This window comes from Streptomyces lucensis JCM 4490 (assembly GCF_014650035.1).
Classification (GTDB): domain Bacteria; phylum Actinomycetota; class Actinomycetes; order Streptomycetales; family Streptomycetaceae; genus Streptomyces; species Streptomyces lucensis.
On sequence record NZ_BMUE01000003.1, the window covers coordinates 214,069 to 239,836 of the forward strand.

At 72.8% G+C, this 25,768-nt stretch carries 27 protein-coding genes and 3 pseudogenes; 15 read left to right on the top strand and 15 right to left on the bottom strand.

The features are described from left to right. Positions 1-2 precede the first annotated feature (2 nt). The 8 genes from IE177_RS08915 to IE177_RS08950 all read right to left on the bottom strand — a co-directional run bounded on the left by IE177_RS08915 (position 3) and on the right by IE177_RS08950 (position 6,958). Positions 3-257 carry a phosphopantetheine-binding protein gene (locus IE177_RS08915; RefSeq protein WP_190014511.1) on the bottom strand — a complete coding sequence of 85 codons (255 nt, stop codon included), beginning with the start codon at positions 255-257 and terminating at the stop codon, positions 3-5. Next, a complete protein-coding gene (locus tag IE177_RS08920) occupies positions 250-1,104 on the bottom strand; it encodes an alpha/beta fold hydrolase (protein WP_190014513.1) in 855 nt (284 codons plus the stop codon). The genes IE177_RS08915 and IE177_RS08920 overlap by 8 nt, the downstream gene beginning before the upstream one ends. After that, complete coding sequence (locus IE177_RS08925; protein WP_190014515.1) at positions 1,094-2,095, bottom strand: NAD(P)H-dependent flavin oxidoreductase; 1,002 nt, start codon at positions 2,093-2,095, stop codon at positions 1,094-1,096. The genes IE177_RS08920 and IE177_RS08925 overlap by 11 nt, the downstream gene beginning before the upstream one ends. Further along, entirely contained in the window at positions 2,095-2,922 is an 828-nt protein-coding gene (locus IE177_RS08930) for an aminoacyl--tRNA ligase-related protein (protein ID WP_190014517.1), read from the bottom strand. The genes IE177_RS08925 and IE177_RS08930 overlap by 1 nt, the downstream gene beginning before the upstream one ends. Continuing rightward, on the bottom strand, positions 2,919-3,167 hold the full coding sequence (locus IE177_RS08935; protein WP_229815953.1) for a phosphopantetheine-binding protein: 249 nt from the start codon (positions 3,165-3,167) through the stop codon (positions 2,919-2,921). The genes IE177_RS08930 and IE177_RS08935 overlap by 4 nt, the downstream gene beginning before the upstream one ends. Further along, positions 3,164-4,042 (bottom strand): diiron oxygenase, encoded by an 879-nt coding sequence (locus tag IE177_RS08940; RefSeq protein ID WP_190014519.1) that lies wholly within the window; start codon positions 4,040-4,042, stop codon positions 3,164-3,166. The genes IE177_RS08935 and IE177_RS08940 overlap by 4 nt, the downstream gene beginning before the upstream one ends. 42 nt (positions 4,043-4,084) lie before the next feature. Continuing rightward, complete coding sequence (locus tag IE177_RS08945; RefSeq protein WP_190014521.1) at positions 4,085-4,954, bottom strand: hypothetical protein; 870 nt, start codon at positions 4,952-4,954, stop codon at positions 4,085-4,087. 615 nt (positions 4,955-5,569) lie between these two features. Then, the gene (locus tag IE177_RS08950; protein WP_229815954.1) at positions 5,570-6,958 is read right to left on the bottom strand and encodes a DHA2 family efflux MFS transporter permease subunit; all 1,389 of its coding nucleotides are present in this window, start codon (positions 6,956-6,958) and stop codon (positions 5,570-5,572) included. A 206-nt stretch (positions 6,959-7,164) separates the two neighbouring features. On the opposite strand from IE177_RS08950, the gene IE177_RS08955 reads away from it, so the two are divergent. The 8 genes from IE177_RS08955 (at position 7,165) to IE177_RS08990 (ending at position 16,264) form a co-directional block, all read left to right on the top strand. Beyond that, a complete protein-coding gene (locus tag IE177_RS08955) occupies positions 7,165-7,863 on the top strand; it encodes a TetR/AcrR family transcriptional regulator (RefSeq protein ID WP_229815955.1) in 699 nt (232 codons plus the stop codon). Positions 7,864-8,208: 345 nt separating this feature from the next. Next, on the top strand, positions 8,209-9,276 hold the full coding sequence (locus IE177_RS08960; protein ID WP_190014525.1) for a ketoacyl-ACP synthase III family protein: 1,068 nt from the start codon (positions 8,209-8,211) through the stop codon (positions 9,274-9,276). Between the two features lie 8 nt (positions 9,277-9,284). After that, positions 9,285-10,280: a 3-oxoacyl-ACP synthase III family protein gene (locus IE177_RS08965; protein WP_190014527.1), complete on the top strand. Its 996-nt coding sequence runs from the start codon at positions 9,285-9,287 to the stop codon at positions 10,278-10,280. A 312-nt stretch (positions 10,281-10,592) separates the two neighbouring features. Then, complete coding sequence (locus IE177_RS08970; protein ID WP_229815999.1) at positions 10,593-11,519, top strand: alpha/beta hydrolase; 927 nt, start codon at positions 10,593-10,595, stop codon at positions 11,517-11,519. Positions 11,520-11,628: 109 nt separating this feature from the next. Then, the gene (ccrA, locus tag IE177_RS08975; RefSeq protein WP_229816000.1) at positions 11,629-12,831 is read left to right on the top strand and encodes a crotonyl-CoA carboxylase/reductase; all 1,203 of its coding nucleotides are present in this window, start codon (positions 11,629-11,631) and stop codon (positions 12,829-12,831) included. A 242-nt stretch (positions 12,832-13,073) separates the two neighbouring features. Then, positions 13,074-14,843, top strand: coding sequence for a fatty acyl-AMP ligase (locus IE177_RS08980; protein WP_229815956.1), 1,770 nt, complete (start codon positions 13,074-13,076; stop codon positions 14,841-14,843). Continuing rightward, positions 14,840-15,841, top strand: coding sequence for a beta-ketoacyl-ACP synthase III (locus tag IE177_RS08985; RefSeq protein ID WP_373305052.1), 1,002 nt, complete (start codon positions 14,840-14,842; stop codon positions 15,839-15,841). The genes IE177_RS08980 and IE177_RS08985 overlap by 4 nt, the downstream gene beginning before the upstream one ends. Positions 15,842-16,048: 207 nt before the next feature. Further along, positions 16,049-16,264, top strand: coding sequence for a hypothetical protein (locus tag IE177_RS08990; protein ID WP_190014540.1), 216 nt, complete (start codon positions 16,049-16,051; stop codon positions 16,262-16,264). 42 nt (positions 16,265-16,306) lie between these two features. Here the strand turns inward: IE177_RS08990 and IE177_RS35705 are convergent. Both IE177_RS35705 and IE177_RS08995 read right to left on the bottom strand, forming a co-directional pair. Beyond that, positions 16,307-16,411 (bottom strand): annotated as a pseudogene (locus IE177_RS35705) (hypothetical protein); the annotation flags it as partial. Positions 16,412-16,457: 46 nt separating this feature from the next. Then, positions 16,458-16,745, bottom strand: a complete 288-nt coding sequence (locus IE177_RS08995; RefSeq protein WP_190014542.1) for an SHOCT domain-containing protein — start codon at positions 16,743-16,745, stop codon at positions 16,458-16,460. Positions 16,746-17,095: 350 nt separating this feature from the next. Here IE177_RS08995 and IE177_RS09000 point away from each other — a divergent pair, with 350 nt between their 5' ends. Beyond that, positions 17,096-17,323, top strand: a complete 228-nt coding sequence (locus IE177_RS09000; protein WP_190015133.1) for a hypothetical protein — start codon at positions 17,096-17,098, stop codon at positions 17,321-17,323. Between the two features lie 79 nt (positions 17,324-17,402). On the opposite strand, the gene IE177_RS09005 is transcribed toward IE177_RS09000, so the two are convergent. The 4 genes from IE177_RS09005 to IE177_RS09020 form a co-directional block, all read right to left on the bottom strand. Continuing rightward, positions 17,403-17,900, bottom strand: coding sequence for a flavodoxin domain-containing protein (locus IE177_RS09005; protein ID WP_190014544.1), 498 nt, complete (start codon positions 17,898-17,900; stop codon positions 17,403-17,405). Positions 17,901-17,947: 47 nt separating this feature from the next. Next, positions 17,948-18,820: a universal stress protein gene (locus IE177_RS09010; RefSeq protein ID WP_190014546.1), complete on the bottom strand. Its 873-nt coding sequence runs from the start codon at positions 18,818-18,820 to the stop codon at positions 17,948-17,950. Positions 18,821-18,847: 27 nt separating this feature from the next. Beyond that, on the bottom strand, positions 18,848-19,753 hold the full coding sequence (locus IE177_RS09015; RefSeq protein ID WP_190014548.1) for a universal stress protein: 906 nt from the start codon (positions 19,751-19,753) through the stop codon (positions 18,848-18,850). Positions 19,754-19,868: 115 nt separating this feature from the next. Then, positions 19,869-20,753, bottom strand: coding sequence for a CBS domain-containing protein (locus tag IE177_RS09020; protein ID WP_229815957.1), 885 nt, complete (start codon positions 20,751-20,753; stop codon positions 19,869-19,871). A gap of 267 nt (positions 20,754-21,020) precedes the next feature. Here IE177_RS09020 and IE177_RS09025 point away from each other — a divergent pair, with 267 nt between their 5' ends. From IE177_RS09025 to IE177_RS09050, 6 genes and pseudogenes are all read left to right on the top strand, one after another. Continuing rightward, the gene (locus IE177_RS09025; protein WP_190014550.1) at positions 21,021-22,403 is read left to right on the top strand and encodes a nicotinate phosphoribosyltransferase; all 1,383 of its coding nucleotides are present in this window, start codon (positions 21,021-21,023) and stop codon (positions 22,401-22,403) included. A 193-nt stretch (positions 22,404-22,596) separates the two neighbouring features. Beyond that, positions 22,597-22,791: pseudogene (locus tag IE177_RS09030) on the top strand (DUF1918 domain-containing protein); the annotation flags it as partial. Between the two features lie 13 nt (positions 22,792-22,804). Continuing rightward, complete coding sequence (locus IE177_RS09035; protein WP_190014552.1) at positions 22,805-23,683, top strand: universal stress protein; 879 nt, start codon at positions 22,805-22,807, stop codon at positions 23,681-23,683. A gap of 43 nt (positions 23,684-23,726) precedes the next feature. After that, positions 23,727-24,185 carry a CBS domain-containing protein gene (locus IE177_RS09040; RefSeq protein WP_190014559.1) on the top strand — a complete coding sequence of 153 codons (459 nt, stop codon included), beginning with the start codon at positions 23,727-23,729 and terminating at the stop codon, positions 24,183-24,185. 186 nt (positions 24,186-24,371) lie between these two features. After that, positions 24,372-24,455, top strand: a pseudogene (locus IE177_RS35710) (cation-transporting P-type ATPase); the annotation flags it as partial. A gap of 3 nt (positions 24,456-24,458) precedes the next feature. Next, positions 24,459-25,244 carry a potassium channel family protein gene (locus tag IE177_RS09050; protein WP_229815959.1) on the top strand — a complete coding sequence of 262 codons (786 nt, stop codon included), beginning with the start codon at positions 24,459-24,461 and terminating at the stop codon, positions 25,242-25,244. Between the two features lie 26 nt (positions 25,245-25,270). Here IE177_RS09050 and IE177_RS09055 read toward each other — a convergent pair whose 3' ends face one another. Further along, on the bottom strand, positions 25,271-25,714 hold the full coding sequence (locus IE177_RS09055; RefSeq protein ID WP_190014561.1) for a universal stress protein: 444 nt from the start codon (positions 25,712-25,714) through the stop codon (positions 25,271-25,273). Between the last annotated feature and the right edge of the window lie 54 nt (positions 25,715-25,768).

A 25,768-nucleotide genomic window follows, 5' to 3' on the forward strand; every position in this document is an offset into this window, starting at 1 on the left:
CCTCAGTTGCGCAGCGCCACGACGTATCCCGCGAGCGAGTCGATCGAGCGCAGCACCTCCGGCTGGACGTCGTCGTCCCATTCGAACCCGAACGCGTCCTCCATCGCCACCAGCAGACTGACCAGTGCGGTGGAGGACACCCCCGCCTCGCGGAGCGACACGCTGTCCGACACGGTCCCGACGAAACGATCGCCGTTGAAGAGATCGACCAGCAGTTCACGGATGCGCTGCCGGACCTCGACCGACGTGTCAGACATGCGCTTCCGCTTCTTCGACGAACTTGCGGACGATGGCCTGGAAACCCGCGGGATCGTCGAGGAACGGCACGTGGCCGGCGTTCGGCATGATCTCGCAGCGGCCGTTCGGGAACAGCGCGGCCACCTCGTGCCCGCGGGTAGGGCTCAGCAGGATGTCGTCGTCGCCGAGGACGATCACCGTCGGCTGCTGGACGCGGGACAGCAGCTCGGAGCTGGTGTCGCCGGACTGGACGAGGGTCAGGCCGTTGGTCAGCTCCTCGGGCGTGGACATCGCCATGAAGCTCTCGCGCAGGCCCAGGAAGCCCGGGGTGCCGGACTCCTCGTTCATCTCGCCGCTGATCACCTCGGGGTACATCTGGGCGTACAGCGCGGCCATGCCGTGGCTCTTCAGCGTCAGCAGCCACGAACGGTTCAGCTGCCGGTGGCGCCGCATGCCCTTGGTGCCGAGGACCGGGCCGGCCAGGATCAGGCCCTTGACCCGGTCCGGGTACTCCAGGGCCACGTCGCGGGCGAGCTGGGTGGAGGCCGACGTGCCGATGAGGTACGTCGACTCGATCTCCAGCGCGTCGAGGAGCCCGATCACGTCCGCGGCGTGCTCCTCCCAGGTCGGTTCCTGGGCGATGCGCGAGGAGGCGCCGTGGTTGCAGAAGTCGTAGGTCACGACGCGGTGGTGCTGGACCAGTTCGTCGGTGTACTCACGCCAGAACGGCGCGTTGATGAAGAAGTTGTTCAGGCACGTGATGGCCGTGCCCTCGCCGGTGGACTCGTAGTAGAGCTCGACGCCCTCACGGGTCCGGATGCGCGGCGTGTCGTGGTACGAGAGGTCGTGGTGGTCTTCACCGGACATGGCTTTCCATCCTTTGCTCGTTCTCGGAGACTTCGGGGCCCGGAAGGACACGCGCGAAGGCGGCGACGACGTCGGCCGCCGACAGTTCGCCGGACACGGCGCTGCAGGACTCGCCGCAGTACATCGCCATCTCCTCGATCCGGCCGCTGGTCGCGTCGGTCGGCACCGCCGAGCTGAAGCGCGGCACCAGGTAGGGCTTGCCCTCGACGACCGTCCGGCCGATGAACTTCTTGGGCTGCCCGGGGTCCGCGGTGACGGCGGTCGCCAGCACGCGGTGCCGCCTGCCGGGCCAGCCGATCTCGTAGACGTCGGTGATCACGGTGTCCGTGTCGTCGGCGGCGGTCACCGCCGCCTTGAACCGGCCGTGGGCCCGGGACTCGTGCGCGACGACGAAGGCGGTGCCGAGCAGCACGCCGTCGGCTCCGGCGGCCAGTGCCCGCTCGGCGTCCCCGGGCGAGCCGATCCCGCCGGCGGCGGCGACGCAGGCGTCGGGAAGCTCCGCGCGTAGCGCGGCGACCAGCTCGTCCCGCCGCCACGTGCCGAGGAGATGACCGCCGGCCTCGATGCCCTGGGCCACCACCACGGCGCCGGCGCCGGCCGCGTGCACACCGTCCTCGACGGTCCCGACCTGGACCACCAGTTGCCGCCCCGCCGCGGTGACGCGTTCGAGCACCGCGTCACCGGGCATGCCGAAGAAGGAGAGGTGCACCCGGCCGGGTGTCTCGGCGAGCACCTGCGCCACCTGGCGGTCGAGGTCGTCCGGCCCGACCACCTCCGGGATCAGGTTCACGCCGACCGGCCGGTCGGTCCCGGTGGTCAGCCGCTCGAGCATGGCCGACAGCGCGCCGTCGACCAGCTTGTAGCCGCCCGCGCAGCCCGCCGCGCCGGCGTTGGAGACGGCGCACGCCAGTTCCGAACCGGCGACGCCGCCCATGCCCGACTGCAGCAGGCTCACGTCCAGGCCGAGGACGTCCGCCAGTGTGGGACGCATCAGCTCAGGCCCTCGACGGCGGCCACCGCGGCGTCCGCGCCGCCGAACCGCTCGGTCAGTGTGTGCACCCAGCGCTCCAGGCCGAAGGCGAGGCAGCTGGTGTGCGCCGTCTCCTCGCCGGCCCGGATGTCGCACCGCTCGCCGAAGAAGTTGCGGTGGTAGTTGACGGAGCCGATCGCCAGACCGTTGACGACGAACTCCTCCTTCACCGGGAACAGCCGCTGCATCTTCGCCTTGCCGCTGTTCTTGTCGAAGAACGGGTCGGTGGCGACTTCGAGCTTGTAGTCCAGCCCGAGTTCGCCGAGCAGGGCCGTGACGGCGTCCTTGGCGCGCAGCAGGTGGTTCTTGGCCCGCTCCTCCGGTCCGACGCAGACGATCTCCCGCATGGAGAAGCCGAGCAGCCGCTGCAGGCCCTGGTAGTGGGTCTCGTTGCGGAAACAGGTGCCGACGGTGGTCCGCATCGTGCCCTCGGCCGGCAGTGTGGAGTTCGCCAGGTGGAGGTAGATCGAGTAGCACGCGGCCGAGGGCAGCGCGAACGCGGTCGGCTCCATGACCTCGGTCGGCATCCGGTCGACCGGCCGGGACGACTCGGCCAGCAGGGCGGCCAGGCGCTCGGGTTCGAGCCGCGTCGCGGTCAGGCCCAGGTGCGGGAAGTTGTCGTAGTAGTCGAAGGTGTCGAGGTCCTGGCACCGCATCAGGAACGGGAACCGGAACTCCGGCGCCTGCCAGTCGTCGGCCAGCCGGAGGAACACGGCGTCGAGCGCCCGCAGCAACCGCAGCTGGCTGCCGTCGAGAACGCCGAGGCCGTTGTCGGTCGCTGTGGTCATCGGGCCGCTTCCTTCTTGAAGAATCGGGCTTCCAGCGCGTTGAGGGTGCGGAAGTCGTCCAGGTCCAGGTCCTCGGGGTCGATCGGCTCGCCCGTCAGTTCCTCCAGCAGGAAGATGAACTCGACGAAGGCCAGCGAGTTGATGGCCCGGCTGTCGATCAGGTCCAGGTCGTCGGAGAGCAGGCCGAGCCTGGGGTTGCGGCCGAGGATGAACTCCCGGACGGCCTGCATGGGTTCGTTCGTCACTTGATGGCCTCCCTGCCCACGCCCGCCTTCGAGAGGAACTTCCGTGTGCGCTTGAGCACCTGCTCGTGCGCCTCCGCCCGCGCCGGGTGCTCCAGCGCGCGCCGCCGCACGGCCAGCGGGTCGGGGATGCCCGCGTCGCGGTAGGCGGCCGGGTTGTAGAGGGTGGCGATGCTGTACTGCAGGTAGTCCTCGAGGTACTCGGCGAGCACCGGCACCTCTTCCGGGTCGCGCTCGGTGACCTGCTCCAGCAGGTTGGTGAAGATCATCCGGCCGAACGCGACATGGCGGCTCTCGTCCACGTGGTGGACGCGGTTGATCTCGCGGGCGATGTGCGGCAGCGACTGGTCGGTCGCCATGTGCGCGTTGTAGTAGTCGACGATCTCCTCGAAGATCAGGATCCGCGCGAACACGATCATCTCGCGGGCCACCCGGGAGAGGTGGTCGACCGAGCCGGCCTTCAGCGTCGGCTGCGCGGGGTACAGCTTGCCGCCGTACTTCAGGCAGAACTTCGCGAAGAACCACATGTGCTCGTTTTCCTCACCGATGAAGTGGTGCAGGAACTCCGAGACGTTCGCGTAGGTCGGCTCGTGGATGCGCATCACGACTTCGCTCATCAGTTCACGGATGCCGTGGATGTTGAGGCTGAAGAAGTTGATCGACTCGTACTTGGTCAGCGCGATCTGCTGCTCGCGGGTCAGCTCGTCCCACATCGGTGTGCCGGCCAGCGTGGTCAGGTTCTCGCTCATCCACGGCAGGTCGGGCTCGATGGCGTCGGGCCAGTCGAACATCGTGTAGGGGTTGTAGTAGCCGGACTCGGCCAGCTGCTCCAACCGGTTCGTGTCGAGCTGAACCGGGGCGACTTCACGTACCGCCATTTTCACTCGTCCTTCCTGACGGAGTGGCTCGAAAACTCAGCTTCAACGCGCCGCTCGAATATCCGCGCGCACCTGGACCGGGAGCGGTGAACCACATTCGTGATGGCCGAAGGACGCATTGCCGGAAGCGGTGGAGGGGATGACCTTGTTGTAGATCGATCCGACGCACAGCTCCTGGAAGGCACCCGTGTCCGGCGACAGCCGGGCGGCCAGCTGCGCCTTGGCGATGTCGACGGTCCTGAGCGCGCCGTCCTCGTCCTCCACCTCCACGCAGGCGTGCGGCAGGTCGAGGGCGCCGCCGAGCACGCCGCAGAACCAGCCCCGCTTGGCCTCGGCCCGGTAGCCGGCCGCGCGGAAGCGCTCGGCCAGGTGGAGGCTCGCCGCGATGCAGCTCGTCGCGCCCAGGGCGTGCACCAGCTCGTGGTCGGCCTGCATGGCGACGGGGATCATCTGCCAGCGGTAGCCGGCGTCGAGGTACTCGCGGGTCAGCCGGCGCAGCTCGGTGGAGACCAGGGGTGTCCGTGCGCCTGTCGTGGTGATCGTGGCCGCGTACTCGGCCGACCCCGCGCAAGCCTCCGGCGCCGCCCCGCCGGCCACACGTCCCCCGAACCGGACGACGTCGGGTGCCTCGAAGCGCCAGGGGGCGGTCCCCTCGCACTCGACGCACTCCAGCCGGACCCGGAAGTCCCACGCCTTCTCGCGCAGCAGGTCCTCGACCGAGCGGCCGGCGAAGCGGAACAGCATGCGGAACGCGAGCTCCGGCTGCGTGTTCGTCCTGTTCGAGTACATGCCGAGGTTGTACAGGTCGTTCGGGTCGAAGAAGCGCTCGCCCGCCCGGTCCTCGAACGGCAGACCCGCGTCGACGAGCCGGTCGATCTCCGCCGGCTCACAGCGCAGCATCTCCTGCGCCACGGATTCCGGCTGGGTTTTGCTGGAATACTGGACGGGAATGAATTCGATGGAACTCGCCACTTCTTCCCAGGGCGTGTTCACGGTTGCAGCTTGCTGTGGCACAGCCTATCCTTCCAGGCACAACGACCGCGGCGACGACTCGATTACGGTCATCACCGCGACACCTCGGTAATTTTGCGGATGCCCACAGCGAGAGATGCAAAGAGTGGTGCGCATTCCCGCCGGCCCCCTGCCTGAATCTGCGGAACGATCTCGACGGTATCAGCCGGATATCGGGCCGCGACAGATTAATCCCGCACGCCTGTGCGTGCGTTTCACATGGGCGGAATGGTGGAATCGAGGCGGGCGGTGCGCGGGCCGTCACGGCGGTCGGCACGTGTGGAAACGCCGGGGGCGGGCCGGAAAGCCGCAGCTCGGCGAGGGTGAGGGACAGGGCCGGCATGCGAACGCGACCCCTGTTCCGGTCCACGGCTCGGGGAGCCGGAGATCGTCAGAGGTCGCGTTCACCGTGTCCGCGCGACGGTGCGCGGTCCATCAGGACACATCCGGGTGTGCGTTCCTCATCCCGCTTCGTGAGGAACGCACACCCGGCGGGCGGGCGCCCGGGGCGCCGCGTCAGTCGGGCAGCAGGGCGCCGGTGTCGCTCCCGGCCGGCGCCGGCGCCTTGGTACGGGGCAGGACGGCGACGGCGATCAGCACGGCGGCGGCCACGATCACGGCGGCGATGGACATGCCGAGCGCGTACCCGTCGCTGAGTCCGTCGAGCGTGGCCCGGTTGCCGGTGCGGTCGTGGGCGGCGGTGCCGAGGGCGGCGAGCCCGAGCGAGGCGCCGATCTGCCGGGTGCTGTTGAGCAGGCCGGAGGCGGTGCCCGTCTCGTGGGCGGCGACGCCCTCGGTGGCGATGGAGACGGCAGGTGCGAGGCACAGGCCGATGCCGATGCTGGTGATGATCGACGGGCCCAGGATGTCGGCGCTGAACGAGCCGTCGGCGCTCATCATGCCGAACCAGGCGAACCCGGCCGCGGTCAGCAGCCCGCCGCCGATCAGGAGGTTGCGGGGCGCGAGGCGCAGGCCGAGCTTGATGGCGAGTACGGAGCCGAAGACCACGCCGAACGCGAACGGCAGGAACTCCACGCCGGTGCGGGCCGGACCGTTGCCGAGCACGCGCTGCAGATAGAGGGACATGAAGTAGAACGCCGAGGCCATGGCGCCGCCCAGCAGGAGCGTGTAGGCGTTGGCGCCGGCGACGGAGCGGTTGGTGAACAGGCCGAGCCGGATCAGCGGGTCCCGGGCGGTGGTCTTCTCGACGACGACGAAGGCGGCCAGCAGCGCGACGGCGATCGCCAGGGTCGTCAGGGTGGTGCCGGAGCTCCACGGATGCTGGTCGGTGCGGACGACGCCGAAGACGAGCAGGGACATCCCCGCCGTGGCGAGGACGGCGCCCACCACGTCCGGGCGGCCGCGGCGCTCGGCGGGCGGATCGTTGGCGACGCCGCGGTAGGCGAGGGCCAGAGCGCCGACGGCCATCGGCACGTTCACGAACATCACCCAGCGCCAGCTGGCGTACTGGGTGAGCAGGCCGCCGATGAGGACGCCGAGGGCGCCGCCCGCGGCGTTCACCGCGCTCCACACGCCGAACGCCTTCACCCGTTCCTTGCCCTCGGGGAAGGTCGAGGCCAGCAGGGCCAGCGCGGCCGGGGCCAGCGCGGCGGCGCCCACGCCCTGGGCGGCGCGGGCCGCCACCAGATGACCGGGTTCCTGGGCGAAGCCCCCGAGCAGGGAACCGAGGCCGAACAGCGGGAGCCCGACCAGCAGGATCCGCTTGTGGCCGTACCGGTCGGCGACCTTGCCGCCCAGCAGGAGTAACCCGCCGAAGGCCAGGGCGTAGGCATGGATGACCCAGGTCAGCCCCACCTGGCTGAAGCCGAGGTCGGAGCCGATGTCCGGGAGTGCGACGTTCACGACCGACAGGTCCAGCGACACCATGAACTGCACGACGGCCACCGCGGCGAGGGTGAGCCCTGGTCGAGCACTCCGGTCGACGACCCCTGCTTCGCTTGCTGCTTCCGTGTTTGTCACCGCAACACAGTCCTCTGCGCTCTCGTGCCAGTAGACTTTTCGAACATGTTCTGAAATTATCACCGGGACCAGTCAGCTGTCGAGCACCCAGGTCGGAGCCCTCAGGTCCAGCGGAAAGGCATGATGGGGCGGTGTCCCAACTCAACGCACAGCACGGCCGTGTCGGCCGCCCCCCCGTGACGTCCCGCACGCAGATCCTCACCGCGGCCCGCCGGCTCATCGACCGTGACGGCTGGGAGAAGCTGACGATCCGCCGGCTCGCCGCCGAGATCGGCATCGGGGCGACGACCATGTACCACCATGTGCGCGACAAGGAGGATCTGCTGTTCCTGCTGATCCGCGAATACGCGGACCAGATCCCGCACCCGCAGATGCCCGACGAGCCGCGGGACCGCATCGTCGCGGCCACCGCCGCGATCCACGACGCCCTCGCCGCCTGGCCGTGGGCCGCGGAGGTCCTCACCACCGACGGGTTCATCGCCCGGCTCGGCGACTCGGCGCTGTGGCTCGTGGAGACCATCGTGGCCGGGGCCGTCGACCACGGCTGCACACCACAGCAGGCCGTCCGCGTCTTCCGCAGCATCTGGTACTACACCGTGGGCGAGATCCTCGTGCGCGCGCACTCGGCCCGCGGACGCGACGACGACGAGCAGCCCGCCTACCTCGAGGCCTTCATCGCCGGCCTCGACGCGTCCCGGCTGCCCAGCCTGGCCGCGCTCGGCGAGGAATGGGGCACGCTGGCCTCGCAGGACACCTACCGGCAGGGGCTGGCCGCCTTCGTCGACGGGCTGCTCGCACAGGCCACGTCGGCGGCGCCGAAGCACCGGTGACGACCGGCCGCGCCGCTCCCGCCGCACGCCGCGGGAGCGGCCGCCCGCACGCGGCCGCTCCTCCCCGCGCCGCGTGCGTTTCGCACACGGCGCGGGTACGGCCGCCGAGGGCCCACTCGCAAGCATCCGGGGTGTTCCAAAGATCGCTACTCGTCAGTTCTAATTAGCGGTAGGAATCCCTGGGCGTCATTCTCCTCCCCAGCCCCCTTCGCGCGCACATGCAGTTTTAACTGCAACTTGTGAGAAATACATATGCGAATGATCGGGACCAAGGCAGTAGCGTGGGCTTCATTCGGCTCGACGGGCATAGGACTCGGACGGGTATCGACCTCGGAGGAGCAGAGAATGAGCGCACCTGTCTACATTACGTCGGCCGCGGCCTGGATTCCGCCGGCGGAATCGGCGAAGGAAGCGGTGGCCGAGGGCAAATACGTCGCCGAGGATTTCGAAGTCAATAACATCCTGTGTCTGCCGGCCGCCACGGGCGAGATCTCGGTTCCGGACATGGGTGTGCTCGCGGCGCGCCGGGCGCTGGAGCGGGCCTCGGACGTCGTCGGCGACGGCATCGACCTGCTCGTGCACGCCTCGCTCTACCACCAGGGCCGTGACTGGGGCTGGACCTCCGGGCCCTACATCCAGCGCGAGCTGGGGCTCACCGGCGCCTTCTCGATCAACCTGGACGGGCTCTCCAACGGCGGCATGGCCGCCCTCGACTTCGCGGTGGGCCAGCTGGAGGCGGGCCGCGGGACGAGCGCCATGGTCACCACCGCGGACCGGTTCCTCGCCCCGGGCATCAACCGGTGGCGGGGCGCGTACGGCATCGTCGGCGGCGACGGCTCCACCGCCATGGTGCTCTCCAAGAACGGCGGCTTCGCCCGCATCCACGCGATCGAGTCGCTCACCGACGCCTCCCTGGAACCGCTGTGGCGCGGCAGCGAGCCGTTCACCACGTCGTTCGGCGAGGTCGTGCACGACCTGCGCTCGCCGAAGAAGTCGTACCTGGAGGAGGTCGGCAAGGAGTCGGTCCTGCAGCGCTGCGAGGAGGCGCTGGTGACCCTCGTCCGCTCGGTGCTCGGCAGGACCGGGCACAAGCTCGACGACTTCGCCAGGATCCTGATGCCCAACATGGGGCACGGTCTGATGCAGGTCCAGTTCCTCAAGCCGCTGGGCATCACCAGCGAGCGCACCCTGATGGACTGGGGCCGCTACACCGGTCACCTGGGCGCGGGCGACCTCATCGCCGGCGTGGCCCGGCTGGCCGAGACGAAGCAGCTCGAGCAGGGCGACCACGTGCTCCTGGTCAGCGCCGGCGGCGGGTACTCGCTGACCGTGGCGGTCGTGGAGATCGAGAGCGTGCCGGACTGGCCGGAGGTCACCACGGACTTCGCCCTCCCCGCCGACGTCACGGAATGAGACGGCCGATGAGGGAGCACGCGACGCCCGTCGCCGTCCTCGGCACCGGATCCTGCGCACCCGACCGCGTCGTGTCCAACGCCGAGGTCGGCGCGCCCGCCGGTGTCGACGACGCCTGGATCGTGCGCAAGACGGCCATCCGCGAGCGCCGTTGGGCCGAGCCGGACCAGGCCACCTCCGACCTGGCCACCGGCGCGGCCCGGCGGGCGCTGGAAGCCGCCGGCATCACCGCCGACCAGCTGTCCACCATCGTCGTCGCGACCTCGACGCCGGACCAGCAGCAGCCGGCGACGGCGGCCTTCGTGCACCGCAACCTGGGGGTGTCCGGCACCGAGGTCGCCGCGTTCGACGTGAACGCCGTCTGCGCCGGGTTCGTCTACGCGCTCGACGTGGTGCACGCGCTGGTCTCCCGCAGCGGCGGGTACGGGCTGGCCATCGGCGCCGACGTGTACTCGCGGATCCTCGACCCGGCCGACGCCAGGTCCGTCGTGCTGTTCGGGGACGGCGCCGGTGCGGCGGTCGTCGGCCCGGCCGGCTCCGGTCGCGGCGTACGGACCTCCGCGTTCCACTTCTACAGCGACATGACCGAGCTGATCCAGGTCCCGGGCGGCGGCAGCAGGAGGCCGTACGACCCGGCGACGCACGACGCCGGTCTGCACTACTTCCGGATGGACGGACGCACGGCCCGCGAGTTCGCCGGGGCCACCGTGCCGGGGCTCGTGAAGCAGTTCCTGCACGACAGCGCCGTACTGCCGTACGACGTCGCCCATGTGATCCCGCACCAGCCCAACGGCGTCATGCTCGACGAGCTGGCGGCGAAGCTGGACCTGCCGAACGCCACCCTGCACCGCACGGTGAGCGAGTTCGGCAACACCGGTAGCGCGTCCATCCCGTTGACCCTGGACCGGGCGGCCCGCTCCGGTGCGCTGCGCCGGGGGGACCAGATCCTGCTCGTCGGCATGGGCGGCGGGGTCTCGATCGGTCTCACCCTGGTCGAGTGGTGACGGCCGTGTCCGCGGGCAGCGGACGGCCGTCCACGGCCGCCGCCGCGGACACGGGCGCACGGGACCTGGTCACCGGAACCCGACCGCGCGGGTTCACGGGCGCGAGCGCCCGTTCCGGCCGGGTCCCTCCTTGTGGGGCATGCGACTTCGTCGGGGGCGGCCGATGAGGTCACCCGCCGCCGGGCCGGCCGGGCCCGGCCAGGCGGCACCCGCGCGGTGATCCCGCCGTATCCGTGTTCCGCGTACTGCCGACCGCGCGGGTTCGGTTCGCCGAAGCCCGCGCCGGTGTGACCCGAGGAGAGTCCCGTGCCTATGGACCGTTTCATCCGCGCCCTGATCCAATGGCAGGCCCTCGACCGGCCGGCACCGGCGCGCTCACTCACCGTGCGGGAGGTCCGCCGCCGTTACGCCGAACGCGCGGCCCGCTGGTGCGAGGGCCACGTGCCGCAGCCGGTGGCCACGGTGGCGAACCAGCTGATCCACGGCAGGGGCGGCAAGTTCGGCGTCCGCACGTACCGGCCGGTGACCGACCGGAACCGGCTGGTGACCTATCTGCACGGCGGGGGCTGGACCGTCGGCGACGTCGACACCCATGACCGGGTGTGCCGCCGCATCGCCGCCTCCCTCGGTGCGGTCGTCGTCTCCGTCGACTACCGCCGCGCGCCCGAACACCCCTACCCCGGGCCGCTCCAGGACGCGATCGCCGCGGCCGAGTGGGCGGCCGGCGCCTTTCCCGAACGCGACCACGTCATCGCCGGTGACAGTTCGGGGGCGTCCCTGGCCCTGGGGGTCGCGATGCACCACCGTGACCTCGGCGGCATCCCGTTCGCCGCGCAGCTGCTGGTGTACCCCCCGGCCGATCCGGACCTGAAGTCCGAGTCCATCCACACCTACGGCGCGGGCTACCTGGAGGACATCGACGATCTGCGCTGGTACTACGAGCAGTACATGCCGGACCCCGAGCGCAGATCCGACCCGGCGATCGATCTGCTGGGCGCCGACCACCGCGGGCTGCCGCCGACGGTCGTCGGCACCGCGGAATTCGACGCGCTGCACGACGAGGGCGTCGAACTCGCGAACCGGCTGCAGACCGCCGGTGTCGAGGTGCAGCACATTCCGGCGCCGGGTCTGGTGCACGGATATCTCCTCATGGCGGACATCATCCCCGCGGCCGAAGCGGCGACGCGCGAATTGCTGGCGGCGGTGGAACGGACGCTGGCCTCGGTACCGATGCTGTGAATCGTCCGGGGCGCCGGGCATTCAGGAGATGTCCGCTCCGGAAACCGCCGTACGCATTTCCGAGAAGGTTAGGGAGTTCACCGTGAAGGAACTGTACGAACTCGGCGAGATGCCTCCCACCGGCGTCGTGCCGGCGAAGATGCACGCGTCGGTCATCAGGCGCGAGCGGTTCGGCCGCCCCGATCAGGCCTTCCAGGCCGAGGTCGTCGACGTGCCCGCCGTCGGACGGGGACAGGTGCTCCTGTACGTGATGGCCGCGGGCATCAACTACAACAACGTCTGGGCGGCGCTGGGCAAGCCGGTGGACGTCATCGGGGCCCGGCAGCGCAAGGGCGAACCCGAGGACTTCCACATCGGCGGCTCCGAGGCCTCGGGCATCGTCTGGGCCGTCGGCGAAGGCGTGAGCAGCGTGAGGGTCGGCGACCACGTCGTGGTCTCCGGAGGCGTGTGGGACGAGACCGCGCAGGACATCAGGCTGGGCGCCGACCCCATGACCGCGGCCTCGAACCTGGCCTGGGGCTACGAGACCAACTTCGGCTCCTTCGCCCAGTTCGCGCTGGTGGGCGACTACCAGTGCGTGCCGAAGCCGGACCGGCTGTCGTGGACGGAGGCCGCCGCCTACGTCCTGTCCGGCGCGACCGCCTACCGGCAGCTGACGGGCTGGCAGCCGAACAACGTCCACCCCGGTGACCCGGTGCTGATCTGGGGCGGCTCCGGTGGACTCGGCTCCATGGCGATCCAGATCACCAGGGCCTACGGCGGAGTCCCGATAGCCGTCGTCTCCAGTGACGACCGCGCCGACTACTGCATGAAACTGGGCGCCCAGGGTGTCCTCAACCGCAACGACTTCGACCACTGGGGCCGGCTCCCGGACATCCAGGACCAGGCGGCGTTCGGACAATGGCTGCAGGGGGTCAGGAAGTTCGGCAAGGCGTTCTGGGAGAAGCTCGGGGAACGCCGCTCCCCCCGGATCGTGTTCGAGCACGTCGGGCAGAACACCATTCCCACCTCGATCTACCTGTGCGACAGCGCCGGAATGGTCGTGCTGTGCGGAGGCACGAGCGGCTACCACGGCGACGTCGACCTCCGGTTCCTGTGGATGCGGCAGAAGCGGCTCCAGGGTTCGCACGGCTTCAACCTCAAGCAGTGCCACGAACTGACGCAGCTCGTCGCGAAGGGTTACGTCGACCCGTGCCTCAGCTACGCCGGCGACTTCGCCGAGGTCGGCAAGCTGCACCAGCAGATGCACGACAACCTGCACCCGTCGGGGAACATGGCCGTGCGCGTCAACGCCCGCGCCGAGGACGAGTAACCACCCGTACGGCATCCGCCGCTCCCGCCGCCCCCACCGCGCGAACCGCCGGCTCCCCCAGGTCCCGGCAGGCGACTCCCCTCCCCCGGCACGAACTTCGACTCCAGGGTCCTTTCCGGACGCACGCGACCGCCGACACCTCGGTACCGGACGCGGGCGCCCGGACGAGCAGCACGCCGCCCAGGCCCGCCGCCAACCACCCACCTCTGTGCACGACGACCGGCCGACAAGGAGATCTGACCGTGAGCACCACCGGACCGCATACGAGCGCGGACGTGCGCACTCTGCCCGACGCCCTGCGGCTGCGCAGCGAGAAGCAGCCCGACGAGACCGCCTACGTCTTCCTGCTGAACGGCGAGGAGCCGCACGAGTCACTGACCTACCGCGAACTGCACGCCGACGCCGGTGCGCGGGCCGCCGCCTTCGGCGCCGCGGGCCTGTCCGGCCGGAGCGCCGTGCTGCTGTACCCCTCGGGCCTGGAGTTCGTGCGGACCCTGCTGGGCTGCATGTACGGCGGTGTGGCCAGCGCCCCGGTGCAGGTGCCCCGGCGCCGCGAGGAGGTCCTGCGGCTGCGCCGGATCGCCGACGACGCCGGCACGACGACCGTCCTGACCACCACGGAGGTCGTCCGCGACCTCCGGGAGCGCTTCGGCGACATGCCCGCCCTCGCCGGGCTCACCCTGCTGGCCACCGACGCTTTCGCATACCCCGCCGGCGCGGCCGTGCCGGCGCCCCCCGGCCCCGCGGACACCGCGCTGCTGCAGTACACCTCCGGTTCCACGGGGGACCCCAAGGGAGTCGTCGTCAGCCACGCCAACTTCCTCGCCAACGTGGTGGAGACCGACGAGCTGTGGCCGTGCGAGCCGAACGGCACCGTGGTCAGCTGGCTGCCGCTCTTCCACGACATGGGCATGTTGTTCGGCGTCGTGCTGCCCCTGTGGGCGGGCATCCCCTCCTACCTGATGGCGCCGGACGCGTTCATCCGCCGCCCGGCCCGCTGGCTGGAGGCCATCGCCCGGTTCCGCGGAACGCACGCCGCCGCGCCCAGCTTCGCCTACGAGTTGTGCGCGCGGGCCGCCGCGGAGGGCAGGACCGGCGCCGTGGGCGATCTGTCCAGCTGGCGGGTGGCCGCCAACGGGGCCGAGCCCGTGCGCTGGGCCACCATCCGGTCCTTCACCGAGGCGTTCGCGCCGTACGGCTTCGACGCCCGTGCCATGTGCCCCGGTTACGGCCTGGCGGAGAACACCCTCAAGGCCACCGGCTCGCGCCAGGACGAGAGGCCGTCGGTGCTGTGGCTGTCCGCCGAGGCACTGCGCGACGGCCGCGCCCAGCTCGTCGACGAGCACACCGACGGGGCCGTGCCCCTCGTCGGCAGCGGCAGGACGGTCGGCGGCACCCGGGTGCGGATCGTGGCCCCCGACACCCGGGAGGTCCTGCCCGAGGGACGGGTGGGTGAGATCTGGATCAACGGCCCCTGCGTGGCGGGCGGTTACCTGGGACGCCCGGTGGTGACCGAGGAGACCTTCCGGGCCCGGACCGCCGGCGCGGACGACGACGGCGAAACGTACCTGCGCACCGGTGACCTGGGGCTGCTGTACGACGGCGAGCTGTACGTCAACGGACGCCTGAAGGACGTCATCATCCGCAAGGGCCGCAACCACTACCCGCAGGACATCGAGCTGTCCGCCGAACGCGCCGTGGCGGGCCTGCACCCGAACTGCGCGGCCGCCTTCTCCTGCGACGACGGTGAGCGCGAGCGGCTCGTGGTGGTCGTCGAGACCGACGGCCGGCTCCTCAACTCACTGGGCGCCGAGGCGATACGCGACCGCGTGTACCACGCCGTGGGCGACCGGCAGCGGATCCGCCCGGACGAGGTCCTGGTCGTACGGCGCGGCGCCCTGCCGAAGACCTCCAGCGGCAAGGTGCAGCGCCGGGAGTGCAAGCGGCGCTACGAGCAGGGCGAGCTGGTCGCGCTGACGCCCGCCGTCGCCGCGGCCGCGGGCGAGGCGTGATGGCCCGGCTCCGGCTGCCCGGCCGGCCGGCCGGGTCGCGCATCCTCGGTGTGGGTGCGTACCGGCCGGCCCGCGTGGTGGGCAACGACGAGATCTGCCGCCGGATCGACTCGAGCGACGAGTGGATCCGCCGCCGGTCCGGCATCGCCTCCCGGCGCTTCGCGGGGCCCGACGAGACGGTCATCGGCATGGCGGCGGAGGCGGCCCGCAAGGCGATGGCCCAGTCCGGCACCCAGCCGGACGAGGTCGACATGGTGCTGCTGGCCACCATGTCCTTCCTGGAACAGGCGCCGACCGCCGCGCCCCGGGTGGCGCACCTGCTGGGCGCCCGTTCCGCCGGCGGTCTGGACATCAGCGCCGCCTGCTCGGGCTTCTGCTACTGCCTGGGTCTGGCCGACTCTCTGGTCAGTTCCGGGCACGCCCGTACCGTCGTCGTGGTCGGCTCGGAGAAGATGAGCGACATCGTCGACCCCACCGACCGCGGCACGGCCTTCCTCTTCGGCGACGGCGCGGGGGCGGTGGTGGTCGGCCCGTCGGACACGCCCGGCATCGGCCCGGTGGTGTGGGGCTCCGACGGCGAGAACCACCACATGATCGCCCACGACCGCACCTGGCTGGACGCCCGCAACTCGCCGGGCCCGTGGCCCACGCTGCGCATGACCGGCCCGGAGGTGTTCCGCTGGGCGACCCGCGTGGTACCGGAGATCTCCCGGCAGGCGCTTCGGAAGGCGGGTGTGGAGGCCGCCGACCTGGACGCCTTCGTGCCCCACCAGGCCAACGCCCGCATCATCGACACGGCCGCCACGTCCCTGGGCCTCGCACCGCACACCGCGGTGGCCAGGGACATCGTCACGAGCGGCAACACCTCCGCCGCGTCGATCCCGCTGGCCATGGACCAGCTCCTGTCCCAGGGAGCGGCGTCCAGCGGCGGCCTGGCCCTCCTCGTCGGCTTCGGCGCGGGGCTGGCCCATGCCGCCCAGGTGGTGGCCCTGCCGTGACGGATCCCGGACGCCGGGCGCACGGCGTGGGCTGCCGCCGCCGAGCGCCCGGCGTCCGCGGACCGGTGGTGCCGGCCGGGGGCAGGCGCGCTCCGCCACGTCGGCGGCGCCATCCGGGTGGCCGCGGGCCGTGTCGGGCGGCCGGCACCGGAGGGGTTCGCCATGCTGGGCGGAAAGCCAACCCTTCCCGGCGACAAGGAGCACGGCATGCCGACGGACCCGGTCGCGCGATTCCTCGCGGCGCTGGACCCCGAGCACCGACAGGCCGTCGGCGCCAGGCCCGGCGAGGAACAGCGGCAGCTCGCGGCGGCCTGGGAGCGGGAACTGGAGGCGGACGACGAACTCGACACCCTCGACGAGCTGTCCCCGCGGGCCGCGGAGGCCGAGGCGGCCCGCCGCGTCCTGGACCGCGAGACAGGCTGACCGCACACCCCGTCCGCCCGGCACCCGCTGACCGCACACCCCGTCCTGGCGGACCACCGGCAGATGACGCTGACCGGACCGCTCCATGACCTCCCAGGCCCTCAGGACGGTCTCCTCCTCACCGACCGAGTACGGCGCCCCGTTCATCACGGCGCCCACCACCGGCCTCTCGTCCCCGGCTTCCTCCTCCGGATCACCGCCGGCCCGGCCGGGGAACGCCGCCGGCGGACTCCCTCAGGACGGTCAGGCGGCGGTGGTACTCGTCCTCGTCGATCTCGCCCCGGGCGAAGCGTTCGGCGAGGAGCTGCTCGGGGGGCGGCCCGGGCGGCTGGGCGCGGGGCAGGGCGCCGTCTCGCCGGGACCCCGCCACGGCGCGGTACACGAGGACGCCGACGGCGACGATCAGGATCCAGAAGAGGATCATGCCGGCCGACATGGCGAACCAGCCCCACCCGCCGCCATCGTGGTCGTACCAGAACATCACGGCGACTCCTCTCCTCCACGGTGCCGCGGGGCGACACCGGGGCACCGCGCGCGGCTCGGGGGTGTCTTCCTCCCACGCTCGCCCGGACCGCCGGGCCTGTCATGGGCCGGTGACGCCACCGCACCGGGCCGTTCGTCCCTGTCCCGGGGCCGGCCACCGGGGCTGTGATGGACGGAAGTGACCCACGGCGGGTGATGCCGGACGGACCGAGGTGACCATGAACCGCTCCGCACGCACAGCACGTCCGAGCCCCGTGACCGGGGCGGGCGCCCGGGTACGGCTGGAGCCGGTCCTGCTGGCCGTCACGGCGGCGGCCCTGACCGCTGGGGGCGCCTCCTGGCTCGCCGGTGCCGAGCGGCTCGCCGGCCTCCTGTGGGCCCTGGCACGCTGTCCGCGATCCCGCCGGCGAGCGTCTGTCCCGCCGCATCGCCACCCACCTGACGCTGGCCCGTGCCGAGGGCGGCCTGTCCCCCGGCCAGCTCGACGATCTGCGTTCCTGTCTGTACGGCCTGCACACCGTGCTGCGCCTGCATTTCACGCAGGAGGAGGAGAGCTACTTCTCGCTGGCCGGGTGAGGCCGGCCCCGCGGGCCGGGCGGCTCCCACCGGTCACCGGTCACCGGTCACCGGTCACCGGTCACCGGTCACCGGCGGCTCATCCCCGTGTCAGCTCGTCGGCGACGCCGGTCGCCCACCGCCGGACCGCGGCGAAGTCCCGGTAGTCCCCGCCCTTCCCGGAGTCGATGATCATTTTCGCCATCCTCCCCTTCGCCCCCTGCTCCAGGCGTCCCCCGAAGGTGGCGTGACCGCGGGCGTCCACGCGGATCATGGCGCGCCGCACCCCGCGCACCGGCGGGATGTCGCGTTCGGAGGCCGAGGCGTCCAGCGGTCCGCTGCTGAAGAACCACACGGGCCGGGCCGCGAGGTCGCCGCGCCGGCGGTGGACGAGGCGGCGGGCGTCCCTGTGCCAGCGGCCGGCGTACAGGGCGCCGCCGACCACGACGGCGTCGCAGGACTCGAGGCTCGTCACCTCCCGGGCCGGCCGTGTCTCGACCGCCAGCCCGGCCTCGCGCAGGACCTCGGCGACGGCGTTCGCGAGCTGGGCCGTGGACCCGTTCGTGGTCCCGTACGCGACCAGCACCCTTCTCGTCATGACGGTGCGCCTTCCTTCAATGTCGTGATCGGACGTCAGTGTCGTGATCAGGCCGGCTCCGGTACGACGGCCACCGGGCACGCGGCCCGGTGCAGCACGCCGTGGGCGACGCGGCCGAGCTGGAGGCCGAAGTGCCCCGGCCGGCGACGGGCGCCGACGACCAGCAGGTCGGCCTCGCGGGACACGGCCAGCAGGGCGTCACGGGCGCGGCCCTCCAGCACCCGCCGCTGCACCCGCAGCCCGGCCGGCACGTCGCGCAGCGCCTCCTCCAGCACCTCCGCCGCCTGCTGCTGCCGCAGCCGGCCCGGGTCGCCGACGATCAGCGGATGCCCGGTGGCCGAGTGCGCGGGGCGCTGCCAGGCCCGGACGGCCTCCAGCTCGACGCCCCGCAGCAGGGCCTCGTCGGCCGCGAAGCGCACGGCCGCGGTGCCCGCCGTTCCGTCGCCCGCGCCGCAGACGATGCGCCCGTGCGTACCCGCGCGGGCCTGGTTGTCGTGGTCGCCGCGCAGCACGATCACCGGGCAGTGCGCGTGCCCGGCCACCATCAGGCTGACGGAGCCGAGGAGCGCCTCGGTCATGCCGCTGCGGCCCCGGCAACCGAGGACCATCGCGAAGGCCGTGCGGCTCTCGCGCACCAGCGCGTACTCCGGCTCCTCCGGCAGCACCTCGGACGTGACCTTCACCGCCGGCTGCCGGCGGCGGGCGCGCCGTTCGGCGGCTTCGACGATGTCCTCGGCCCGCACCTGCTCCTCGGGTTCGGCGAGGTCGTGCGCGAGGGAGACGCCCTCGTAGCGCTCCCAGAGGGAGGCGTACACCAGCCGGAGCGACGTACCGCGCAGCGAGGCCTCGTCGGCTGCCCAGTCCACGGCCCTGGCGCTCGGCTCGGAGCCGTCGACACCGACGACGATCGGAAGGTCCATCATCGTTCTCCTCCGCTCGGCGGCGGCTCAGCCGTGTGCGACGACGGCGACGGGTGCGGTGACGTGGTGCAGGACGGCGTGAGTGACGTGGCCGATGTGGGCGCCGAGGGGGCGGGTGCGGATGCGCCGGCCGACGACCACCAGCGAGGCGTCGCGGGACGCGTTGACCAGTGCCGGCGCGGCGTTCCCGTACCGGCTCGCCTCGACGACGGGGACGTCCGGGAACTTCTGCCGCCAGGGGCGCAGCACCTCGGTCAGGACCGTCGCCTCGTGCCGGGCGAGCGAGCCGCGGGGGCCGATGTCGGCCGACATGCCGTACAGGTAGGTGGGCGGCGGGCTCCAGCCGTGCACGATCCGCAGCGGACTCGCGCGGCGGGCGGCGGCGTCGAAGGCGAACTCCAGCAGTGTCCGGTCCGGGGCGCCGGTGTCGAGGCCGAGGACGACGGGCCGGAAGCCGGTCGCCGCGGACGGCCCGCCGGCCGGGTCCGGCCGGTGCTCGTCGGCGGCCTGCTCACCCGCCCGGACCAGCACGACGGGACGCGCCGTGTGGGCGATGACGGACAGGCTGACCGAACCGATCATGAATCCGCCGATCCCGCCGAACCCGCGTGAGCCGAGCACCAGCAGCTCGGCGGCGTCCGCCGCCTCGGCCAGGGCCTCGGCCGGGTTCCCGGTGACCTGGTCGCTCAGCACCTCGATGCCGGCGTGGCGCAGCCGGACGTCCTCCGCGGCCTCGCGCGGGATCCTCTCCGTCCAGTGCTGCCGCGTCCCGCGTCCGGGCACGGGGGCCTCGGCCATGGGCTCGGGGACCGGTTCCCCCACGTGGAGGATGTTCAGCGGCAGACCGCGCAGCCCGGCCTCGCACGCCGCCCATTCGGCGGCGGCACGGCTCTCGGCGGAACCGTCGAGTCCCACGGTGATGGGTCGGGGCATGCTCTCCACCTCCCTGGTGAAAGGTCCGCCTCCAGCGTGGGCGGGCGGTGGCGGCCGGGCCAGGGGCCACATGTCCCCGGTCGGGCCCGACCGACCCTCCGCGACGAGCCCTGCGTCAGACGGCGGTGAGCAGGTTCCTGACCTCGACGACGTCGGCGATCGCCTCCACCTCGGCCACCATCCGGTGCAGCGTCGCGGCCGGCACCCGTCCCGTCAGCTCCACGACGCCCTCGTGCACGGCCACCCGCAGGGCCTCCCGATCACCCGGCGGGCAGCAGGCCCCGATCCGGGCCTCGGCCTCCGCCCGTACGGCGGCGTCGTCGCGGATGAGCGCCTGCAGCAGCGCGTCACGGCGCACGACGCCGACCAGGCGGCCCTCGCGGTCGGTGACGGGGATGCGCTTCAGCCGGGACAGTGCGGCGAGCCAGGCGGCCTCCGCGACGCTCGCCCCGGGCAGCACCGTGATCGCGGGGCTCGTCATGAGGTCGGCCGCCGTCTCACCGTGGGCCCTGCCGTGCAGGCGGCGCTCGCGCAGCCTGCCGACGGGGCCGGGCCGGTGACCGGACGCGTCGAAGGCCACCTTCGCCAGCAGATCGGACTCCGAGACGACCCCGACCACGTGGTCCTCGGCGTCCACCACCGGGACCGCGCCGACTCGTTCGCGTGCCAGCAGGCGGGCTATGTCGCGGTAGGGCAGGTCGTCGTGGAGGGACGCGGCGGGCACGTCCATCACGTCCCGTACCAGGGGGAGCCCGGCACCAGGCCGTGTCCACGCGTCGGCGGCCGCCGCCGGCGCGGGCTGAGCCGCCGTGCCACCGGCCTGGACCGGCGGCGCCCCGGCCCCGGTGTGCCCGGCGTGCTCCGCCGCGGCCGTGGCGACGGCGCCCAGGTAGCGGACCAGCATGTCCTGCCGTGCCGTCGCGCCGGGGCTCCAGGGGCGGGCGGGCGCGGACCGCCGGGCGTCGGCTTCGGTGGAGAAGTTCTCGTGCGAATTCACCATGGCCTCCGGACTGCCTCGGACTGCCTACCGTCCCAGTCTTCCGCCTTTCCCGCGCGCGCGAAGAGCCGAACGGCCCTGGGGCTCCCTGGAGCGGTTCCGCCCGGCGGGCACGCCGGGCGCCTCAGCCACCGGCGTGCCCGCCGGGCGTGGGGCGGAGGGCGCCGCCGAACCGGGACCCTCCTCGGGACGGCCCTGACGGACCTGCCCCGCCGGCCGCCCGGGGCCAGACTGGTGTGCGGGGTACGAACACATCCGGCGGCGATCACCATGTCCGATGTCACCACCACCGACCTCTACGAAGTGACCATGGCCCTGTCCTACCTCCGCGAGGACGTGCGGGCGCCGGCCACCTTCAGCCTCTTCGTCCGCGACCTCCCGCCCGGCCGCGGCTTCCTGGTCGCCGCGGGCCTGGAGTGCGCAATGGACTTCCTGGCCGGGTATCGCGTCGAGCGGCAGGACGTCGAGGAGTTCGCGGACGCCCTGCACCGGCCCGCACGGGACCTCGAGCCGCTCCTCGGGCTCGCCTTCGACGGCGAGGTACGCGCCGTGCCGGAGGGCCGCGCGGTGTTCGCCGGGGAGCCCTTGCTGGAGGTGACCGCCCCGCTGCCGCAGGCCCAGCTGGCCGAGACGTACCTGCTGAACCAGGTGTGCCACCAGACGGCGGTGGCGTCCAAGGCGGCACGCTGTGTCCTGGCCGCGGCGGGGCACGCCGTGGTGGACTTCTCGCTGCGCCGCACCCACGGACCGTGGGCCGGGTTCCAGGCGGCCCGGCTGGGCGCCCTGGCGGGTTTCGCGGGCACCAGCAACGTCGCCGCCGCCACGGCCCTCGGCATACCGGCCTCGGGCACCATGGCCCACTCCTACATCGAGGCGTTCCGGGACGAGGAGGCGGCGTTCCGCGCCTTCGCCCGCTGTCATCCCGGTCCGGTCACCTTCCTCGTCGACACCTACGACACGGTGGCGGGCGTGGAGATCGCCGCCCGGGTCCTGGCGGACCTGCGGCGCGGTCCGGGCTGCGCCGTCCGCCTGGACAGCGGGGACCTCGACGCGCTCTCGCGCCGGGCGCGCGCCGTGCTGGACGCCGCCGGGCTGACCGGCGTGGGCATCGTGGCGAGCGGCGGGCTCGACGAGTACGGCGTGGCCCGGCTGGTGCGCGCCGGGGCCCCGATCGACGTGTACGCCGTGGGCACGAAGGCCGGGGTGGCCGCGGACGCGCCGTACCTGGACGCCGCGTACAAGCTCGTCGAGTACGACGGCCGCCCCGTGATGAAGCTGTCCTCGGCCAAGGTCACCGCCCCGGGCCGCAAGCAGGTCTTCCGCACCGCCGGGCGGCCCGACGTCATCGGCCTCGACGGGGAGGAACCGCCGGACTCCGCGCGCCCGCTGCTGCGCACGGTGATGCGCGGCGGGCGGCGGACGGTCCCGCCGGACCGCTGGCAGGACGCCCGTGAGCGGCTGCGCGCGGACATCGCGGACCTGCCCGGCCCGGCGTGCAGGATCCGGGACCCCGAACCGGTGCGGCCGGTCGTGTCCCGGGCCCTGGGCGAGCTGACCGCGAGGGTGCGCGAGGACCTGGAGGCCCGGTTCCGCCCGGAACCCGCCGCCGCACCCGTGACCTCACGTGCCGCGCGGCCGTCCGGCCGGACGTGACCTCCCGGTGCCCGGGCCTCGGGCCCGGCACGGGGACCAATGGCCCATGGAGCCACGGGCGCCGTGGGGTTTCCATGGGATCGGCGGCGGCATCACCGTACGCCGCCACAGCGAGGAGGCGAGGACGATGACCGCTCCCGCAACGGCGAGCAGGGCGGACCGGACGGCCCGCACGGAGGGTACCGGTGCCTCGATGCGGGCACGGGTGGGCGACGAGATCGTCGTACGGGGCACGACGGCGGGGGTCGTGGCCCGGGACGGCGAGGTCGTGGGGCTCCACCACCCGGACGGCAGCCCGCCCTACGACGTGCGCTGGGCCGAGAACGGGCGGGTGACCCTGTACTTCCCGGGGCCCGACGCCCACGTCAGGCACCTGACGCACGCACCGGCCGGAGACGGTCGTGGCCCGGCCGAGTGACCGCCGCCCGGTCGTGGTGGGCGTGGACCCGGACCCCTCCCTGCGCATGGCGCTGGCCTGGGCGTCCGACGAGGCGGCCCGCCGCCGGCTGCCGTTGCGCGTGGTCCACGCCGAGGGTGTGCCGACCCGCGGCCGGCGCGGGCAGGTCCCGCCGTCGTGGGAGGAGTGGAACGAGGCGCTGCACGAAACCGGGAAGCGGGTCCTCGACATGGCGGCGGCCTTCGTCACGGACCGGCATCCGCGGGCCGAGGTGCAGACCCTGCTCGCCGAGGGCGACCCGGTGTGGGTACTGCGCGAGCAGAGCCGGGACGCCACGGCCGTCGTCCTGGGCTCCCGGCATCTGACCCGGTCCCAGGAGGTGTTCGGCTCCGTCTCGGTCGCCCTGCCCGTGATGGCCGGCGCGCACTGCCCGGTGGTGGCCGTGCCGGAGCCCGAGCACGTCACGCAGGAACCCGCGTACTACGTCGTCGGCGTCGACGGCAGTGAGCGTTCCGCCGCCGCGGTCGACGTGGCGTTCGAGGAGGCGGCCCTGCAGGGCGCCGAGCTGCGGGCCCTGTTCGTCTGGCAGCCCGGGCACCTGAGGATCTTCGACGAGTACGAGTCGCAGCAGGAGTGCCGCCGGCTGCTGTCCGAGATCGTGGCCGGCCGCCACGCCCGCTACCCGGAAGTCGACCTGCGTCACGAACTGGTCGTCGGCCATCCCGTGCGGGAGCTCACGGACGCCTCGGCCCACGCGCTGGGCCTGGTCGTGGGCACACGCGGTCACGGCGGCTTCGCCGGAATGCTGCTGGGCTCGGTCGTCCAGGGTGTGCTCCAGCACGCCCGTTGTCCCGTCATCGCGGTTCCGCCCGCGGCGGAGTGAACAGCGCGCCGGCCGCTGTGCGGCCAGGACGAGAGGTGGTCGTGTGAAGGTCTCCGAGGTGATGACCGCTCCGCCGGTGAGCGTCGCCCCGCACGTCGGTCTCCTGGAGGCGACCCGGCGGATGGCCGAGTCCTCCGTCGGGTCGGTACTGGTCGTCGAGGACGGGCTGCTGCGGGGCATCGTCACCGACCGCGACCTCGCTGTGCGCGGCCTGGGCGGCGGCCTGGACCGGGAGGCGCGGGTGGACGCGGTCATGTCGGCGCGGGTCGTCACGGTCGACGCCGACGACGACCTCCTGACGGCGTACGGGACGTTCCGCCGCACCGGGGTGCGCCGGCTTCCGGTCCTGGACGGGCGGCGGGTGGTCGGCGTGCTGACGATCGACGACCTGTTCCTGGACGTCTTCCGGCGGCTGGCGGACCTGCTGGGACCGGTCGCCTGGAGCGTGCTGCACGAGCCGCCCGGCCCGCCGTCGGCCGACGGGCCGCCTCGTGAGCCCTGAGCCGGCCGGCCGGGGAGCGGGCCCGCGCGGCGCGTCCGGGACGGCCGCACTGCACGAGGCCGGCCCGCCGGACGTCCCGGCCGCGGCCGGGGACCGCCGCGGGAGGGACCGTGGTCCCCCGTCGCGGCGCTCCCGTCGCTGCCGGCCGCCGAGGTCTTCGCCGCCCTGGGCAGCGGGCCGCGGGGTCTGCCGGCGGCCGAGGCCGCCGCCCGGCTGGCCCGGCACGGCCCCAACACACTGCCCGCCGCGGGCCGCACGCACGTGGGGCGGCGGTTGCTCGCGCAGTTCACCGGCCTGTTCGCGGTGCTGCTGCTCGTCGCCTCGGCGATCACCTTCCTGGCCTACGCGCTGGGGCGGCCGCGGGATCCCGCCACGCTCCAGCTGGCCGTGGCGATCCTCGGCGTGGTGCTGCTGAACGCGGGCATCGGTTTCGCGCGGGAGTACTCCGCCGAGCGCACGGCCCAGTCCCTGCAGGCCGTCGTCCTGGTCGAGCGTGACGAGGACCGGGTGGCCGAACCCGAAGGCCTCCCCCGGGTGCGCCTGCCGACCGGGGACGCCTGCGACCCGGTGGTGCTGGAGCGGGCGGGAGCCCTCACCCGCGACCTGGTCGTCGCCGCCACCGGCCGTGACGAGGACAACCTCGTCGTCAGCCTGCTCGCCAAGTGCCGGTTCGGTGCCGGCCGGGTGGCCGCGCGCGTCAACGAGGCGGAGAACGCCTGGCTCTTCGACGGGCGGTGGGGCGTGGACGTCGCGGTGCCGGCCGCCACCCCGCTGATCTCCCTGATCGAGGAGGCCACCGGCGCCACGGACACGGTGGCGCTGCCGCGGCTGAGCAAGGCGGGTGCCGAGGTCATCGAGACCGCGATCACCGAGGAGGCCCGGGCGGCCGGGCGCGCCCTGGGCGAGATCACGCTGCCGGCGGGCACGGTCGTCGCCACCGTCGTGCGCGACGGCCGGCCCACGGTCCCCGGTCCCGGGGTGCGGCTGATGCCGGGCGACGAGCTCCTGCTCGTGTCGCACGAGGCCACGGAGCAGGAGATCCACGCGGCCTTCCAGTAGCGGGGAACCCGGCGCGGGCCGCCGGATCACTTCTTGCCCACGCGCACCAGGACGACCGGGCAGGTGGCGTGCTGGGACACGTGCTGGCTGACGGAGCCGAGCAGGGCGCGGGCGAACCCGCCCCTGCCCCGGCTGCCGACGACCAGGGCCTCGGCCCCCTCCGCGGCCCGCAACAGGACGTCGGCGGGGTTGCCGTGCACCACATGGGTCCTGACCGAGTCGGCCACGTCCGCGCCGAGCACGTCGGTCAGCTCCCGTCGCATCTTCTGCCGGGTCTCGTCCTCGTCGACGTCCATGTCGACGGCGGGCGCCGACCAGCCGTACAGACCCGGCAGCTCCCACACGGCGACCGCCTCCACGACGCCGCCGACGAGGCCGGCGTACCCCACGGCCCAGCGAAGCGCCGCGTAGGAGGACTGCGACCCGTCGACGCCGACCACGATCCGCGGCTCGGAGACATCCCTGTCCATGCGTTCCACCTCTCCTGCGGCGTCCGGCCCGGCCGACCGGACCATCCCCGTACT

Bases quoted from the DNA above. Each gene is read 5' to 3' on its own strand.
- IE177_RS08915 (WP_190014511.1), bottom strand. From the start codon at position 257: ATGTCTGACACGTCGGTCGAGGTCCGGCAGCGCATCCGTGAACTGCTG.
- IE177_RS08920 (WP_190014513.1), bottom strand. From the start codon at position 1,104: ATGTCCGGTGAAGACCACCACGACCTCTCGTACCACGACACGCCGCGC.
- IE177_RS08925 (WP_190014515.1), bottom strand. From the start codon at position 2,095: ATGCGTCCCACACTGGCGGACGTCCTCGGCCTGGACGTGAGCCTGCTG.
- IE177_RS08930 (WP_190014517.1), bottom strand. From the start codon at position 2,922: ATGACCACAGCGACCGACAACGGCCTCGGCGTTCTCGACGGCAGCCAG.
- IE177_RS08940 (WP_190014519.1), bottom strand. From the start codon at position 4,042: ATGGCGGTACGTGAAGTCGCCCCGGTTCAGCTCGACACGAACCGGTTG.
- IE177_RS08960 (WP_190014525.1), top strand. From the start codon at position 8,209: ATGAGCGCACCTGTCTACATTACGTCGGCCGCGGCCTGGATTCCGCCG.
- IE177_RS08965 (WP_190014527.1), top strand. From the start codon at position 9,285: ATGAGGGAGCACGCGACGCCCGTCGCCGTCCTCGGCACCGGATCCTGC.
- IE177_RS08970 (WP_229815999.1), top strand. From the start codon at position 10,593: ATGGACCGTTTCATCCGCGCCCTGATCCAATGGCAGGCCCTCGACCGG.
- ccrA (WP_229816000.1), top strand. From the start codon at position 11,629: ATGCCTCCCACCGGCGTCGTGCCGGCGAAGATGCACGCGTCGGTCATC.
- IE177_RS08990 (WP_190014540.1), top strand. From the start codon at position 16,049: ATGCCGACGGACCCGGTCGCGCGATTCCTCGCGGCGCTGGACCCCGAG.
- IE177_RS08995 (WP_190014542.1), bottom strand. From the start codon at position 16,745: ATGTTCTGGTACGACCACGATGGCGGCGGGTGGGGCTGGTTCGCCATG.
- IE177_RS09005 (WP_190014544.1), bottom strand. From the start codon at position 17,900: ATGACGAGAAGGGTGCTGGTCGCGTACGGGACCACGAACGGGTCCACG.
- IE177_RS09010 (WP_190014546.1), bottom strand. From the start codon at position 18,820: ATGGACCTTCCGATCGTCGTCGGTGTCGACGGCTCCGAGCCGAGCGCC.
- IE177_RS09015 (WP_190014548.1), bottom strand. From the start codon at position 19,753: ATGCCCCGACCCATCACCGTGGGACTCGACGGTTCCGCCGAGAGCCGT.
- IE177_RS09020 (WP_229815957.1), bottom strand. From the start codon at position 20,753: ATGGTGAATTCGCACGAGAACTTCTCCACCGAAGCCGACGCCCGGCGG.
- IE177_RS09025 (WP_190014550.1), top strand. From the start codon at position 21,021: ATGTCCGATGTCACCACCACCGACCTCTACGAAGTGACCATGGCCCTG.
- IE177_RS09055 (WP_190014561.1), bottom strand. From the start codon at position 25,714: ATGGACAGGGATGTCTCCGAGCCGCGGATCGTGGTCGGCGTCGACGGG.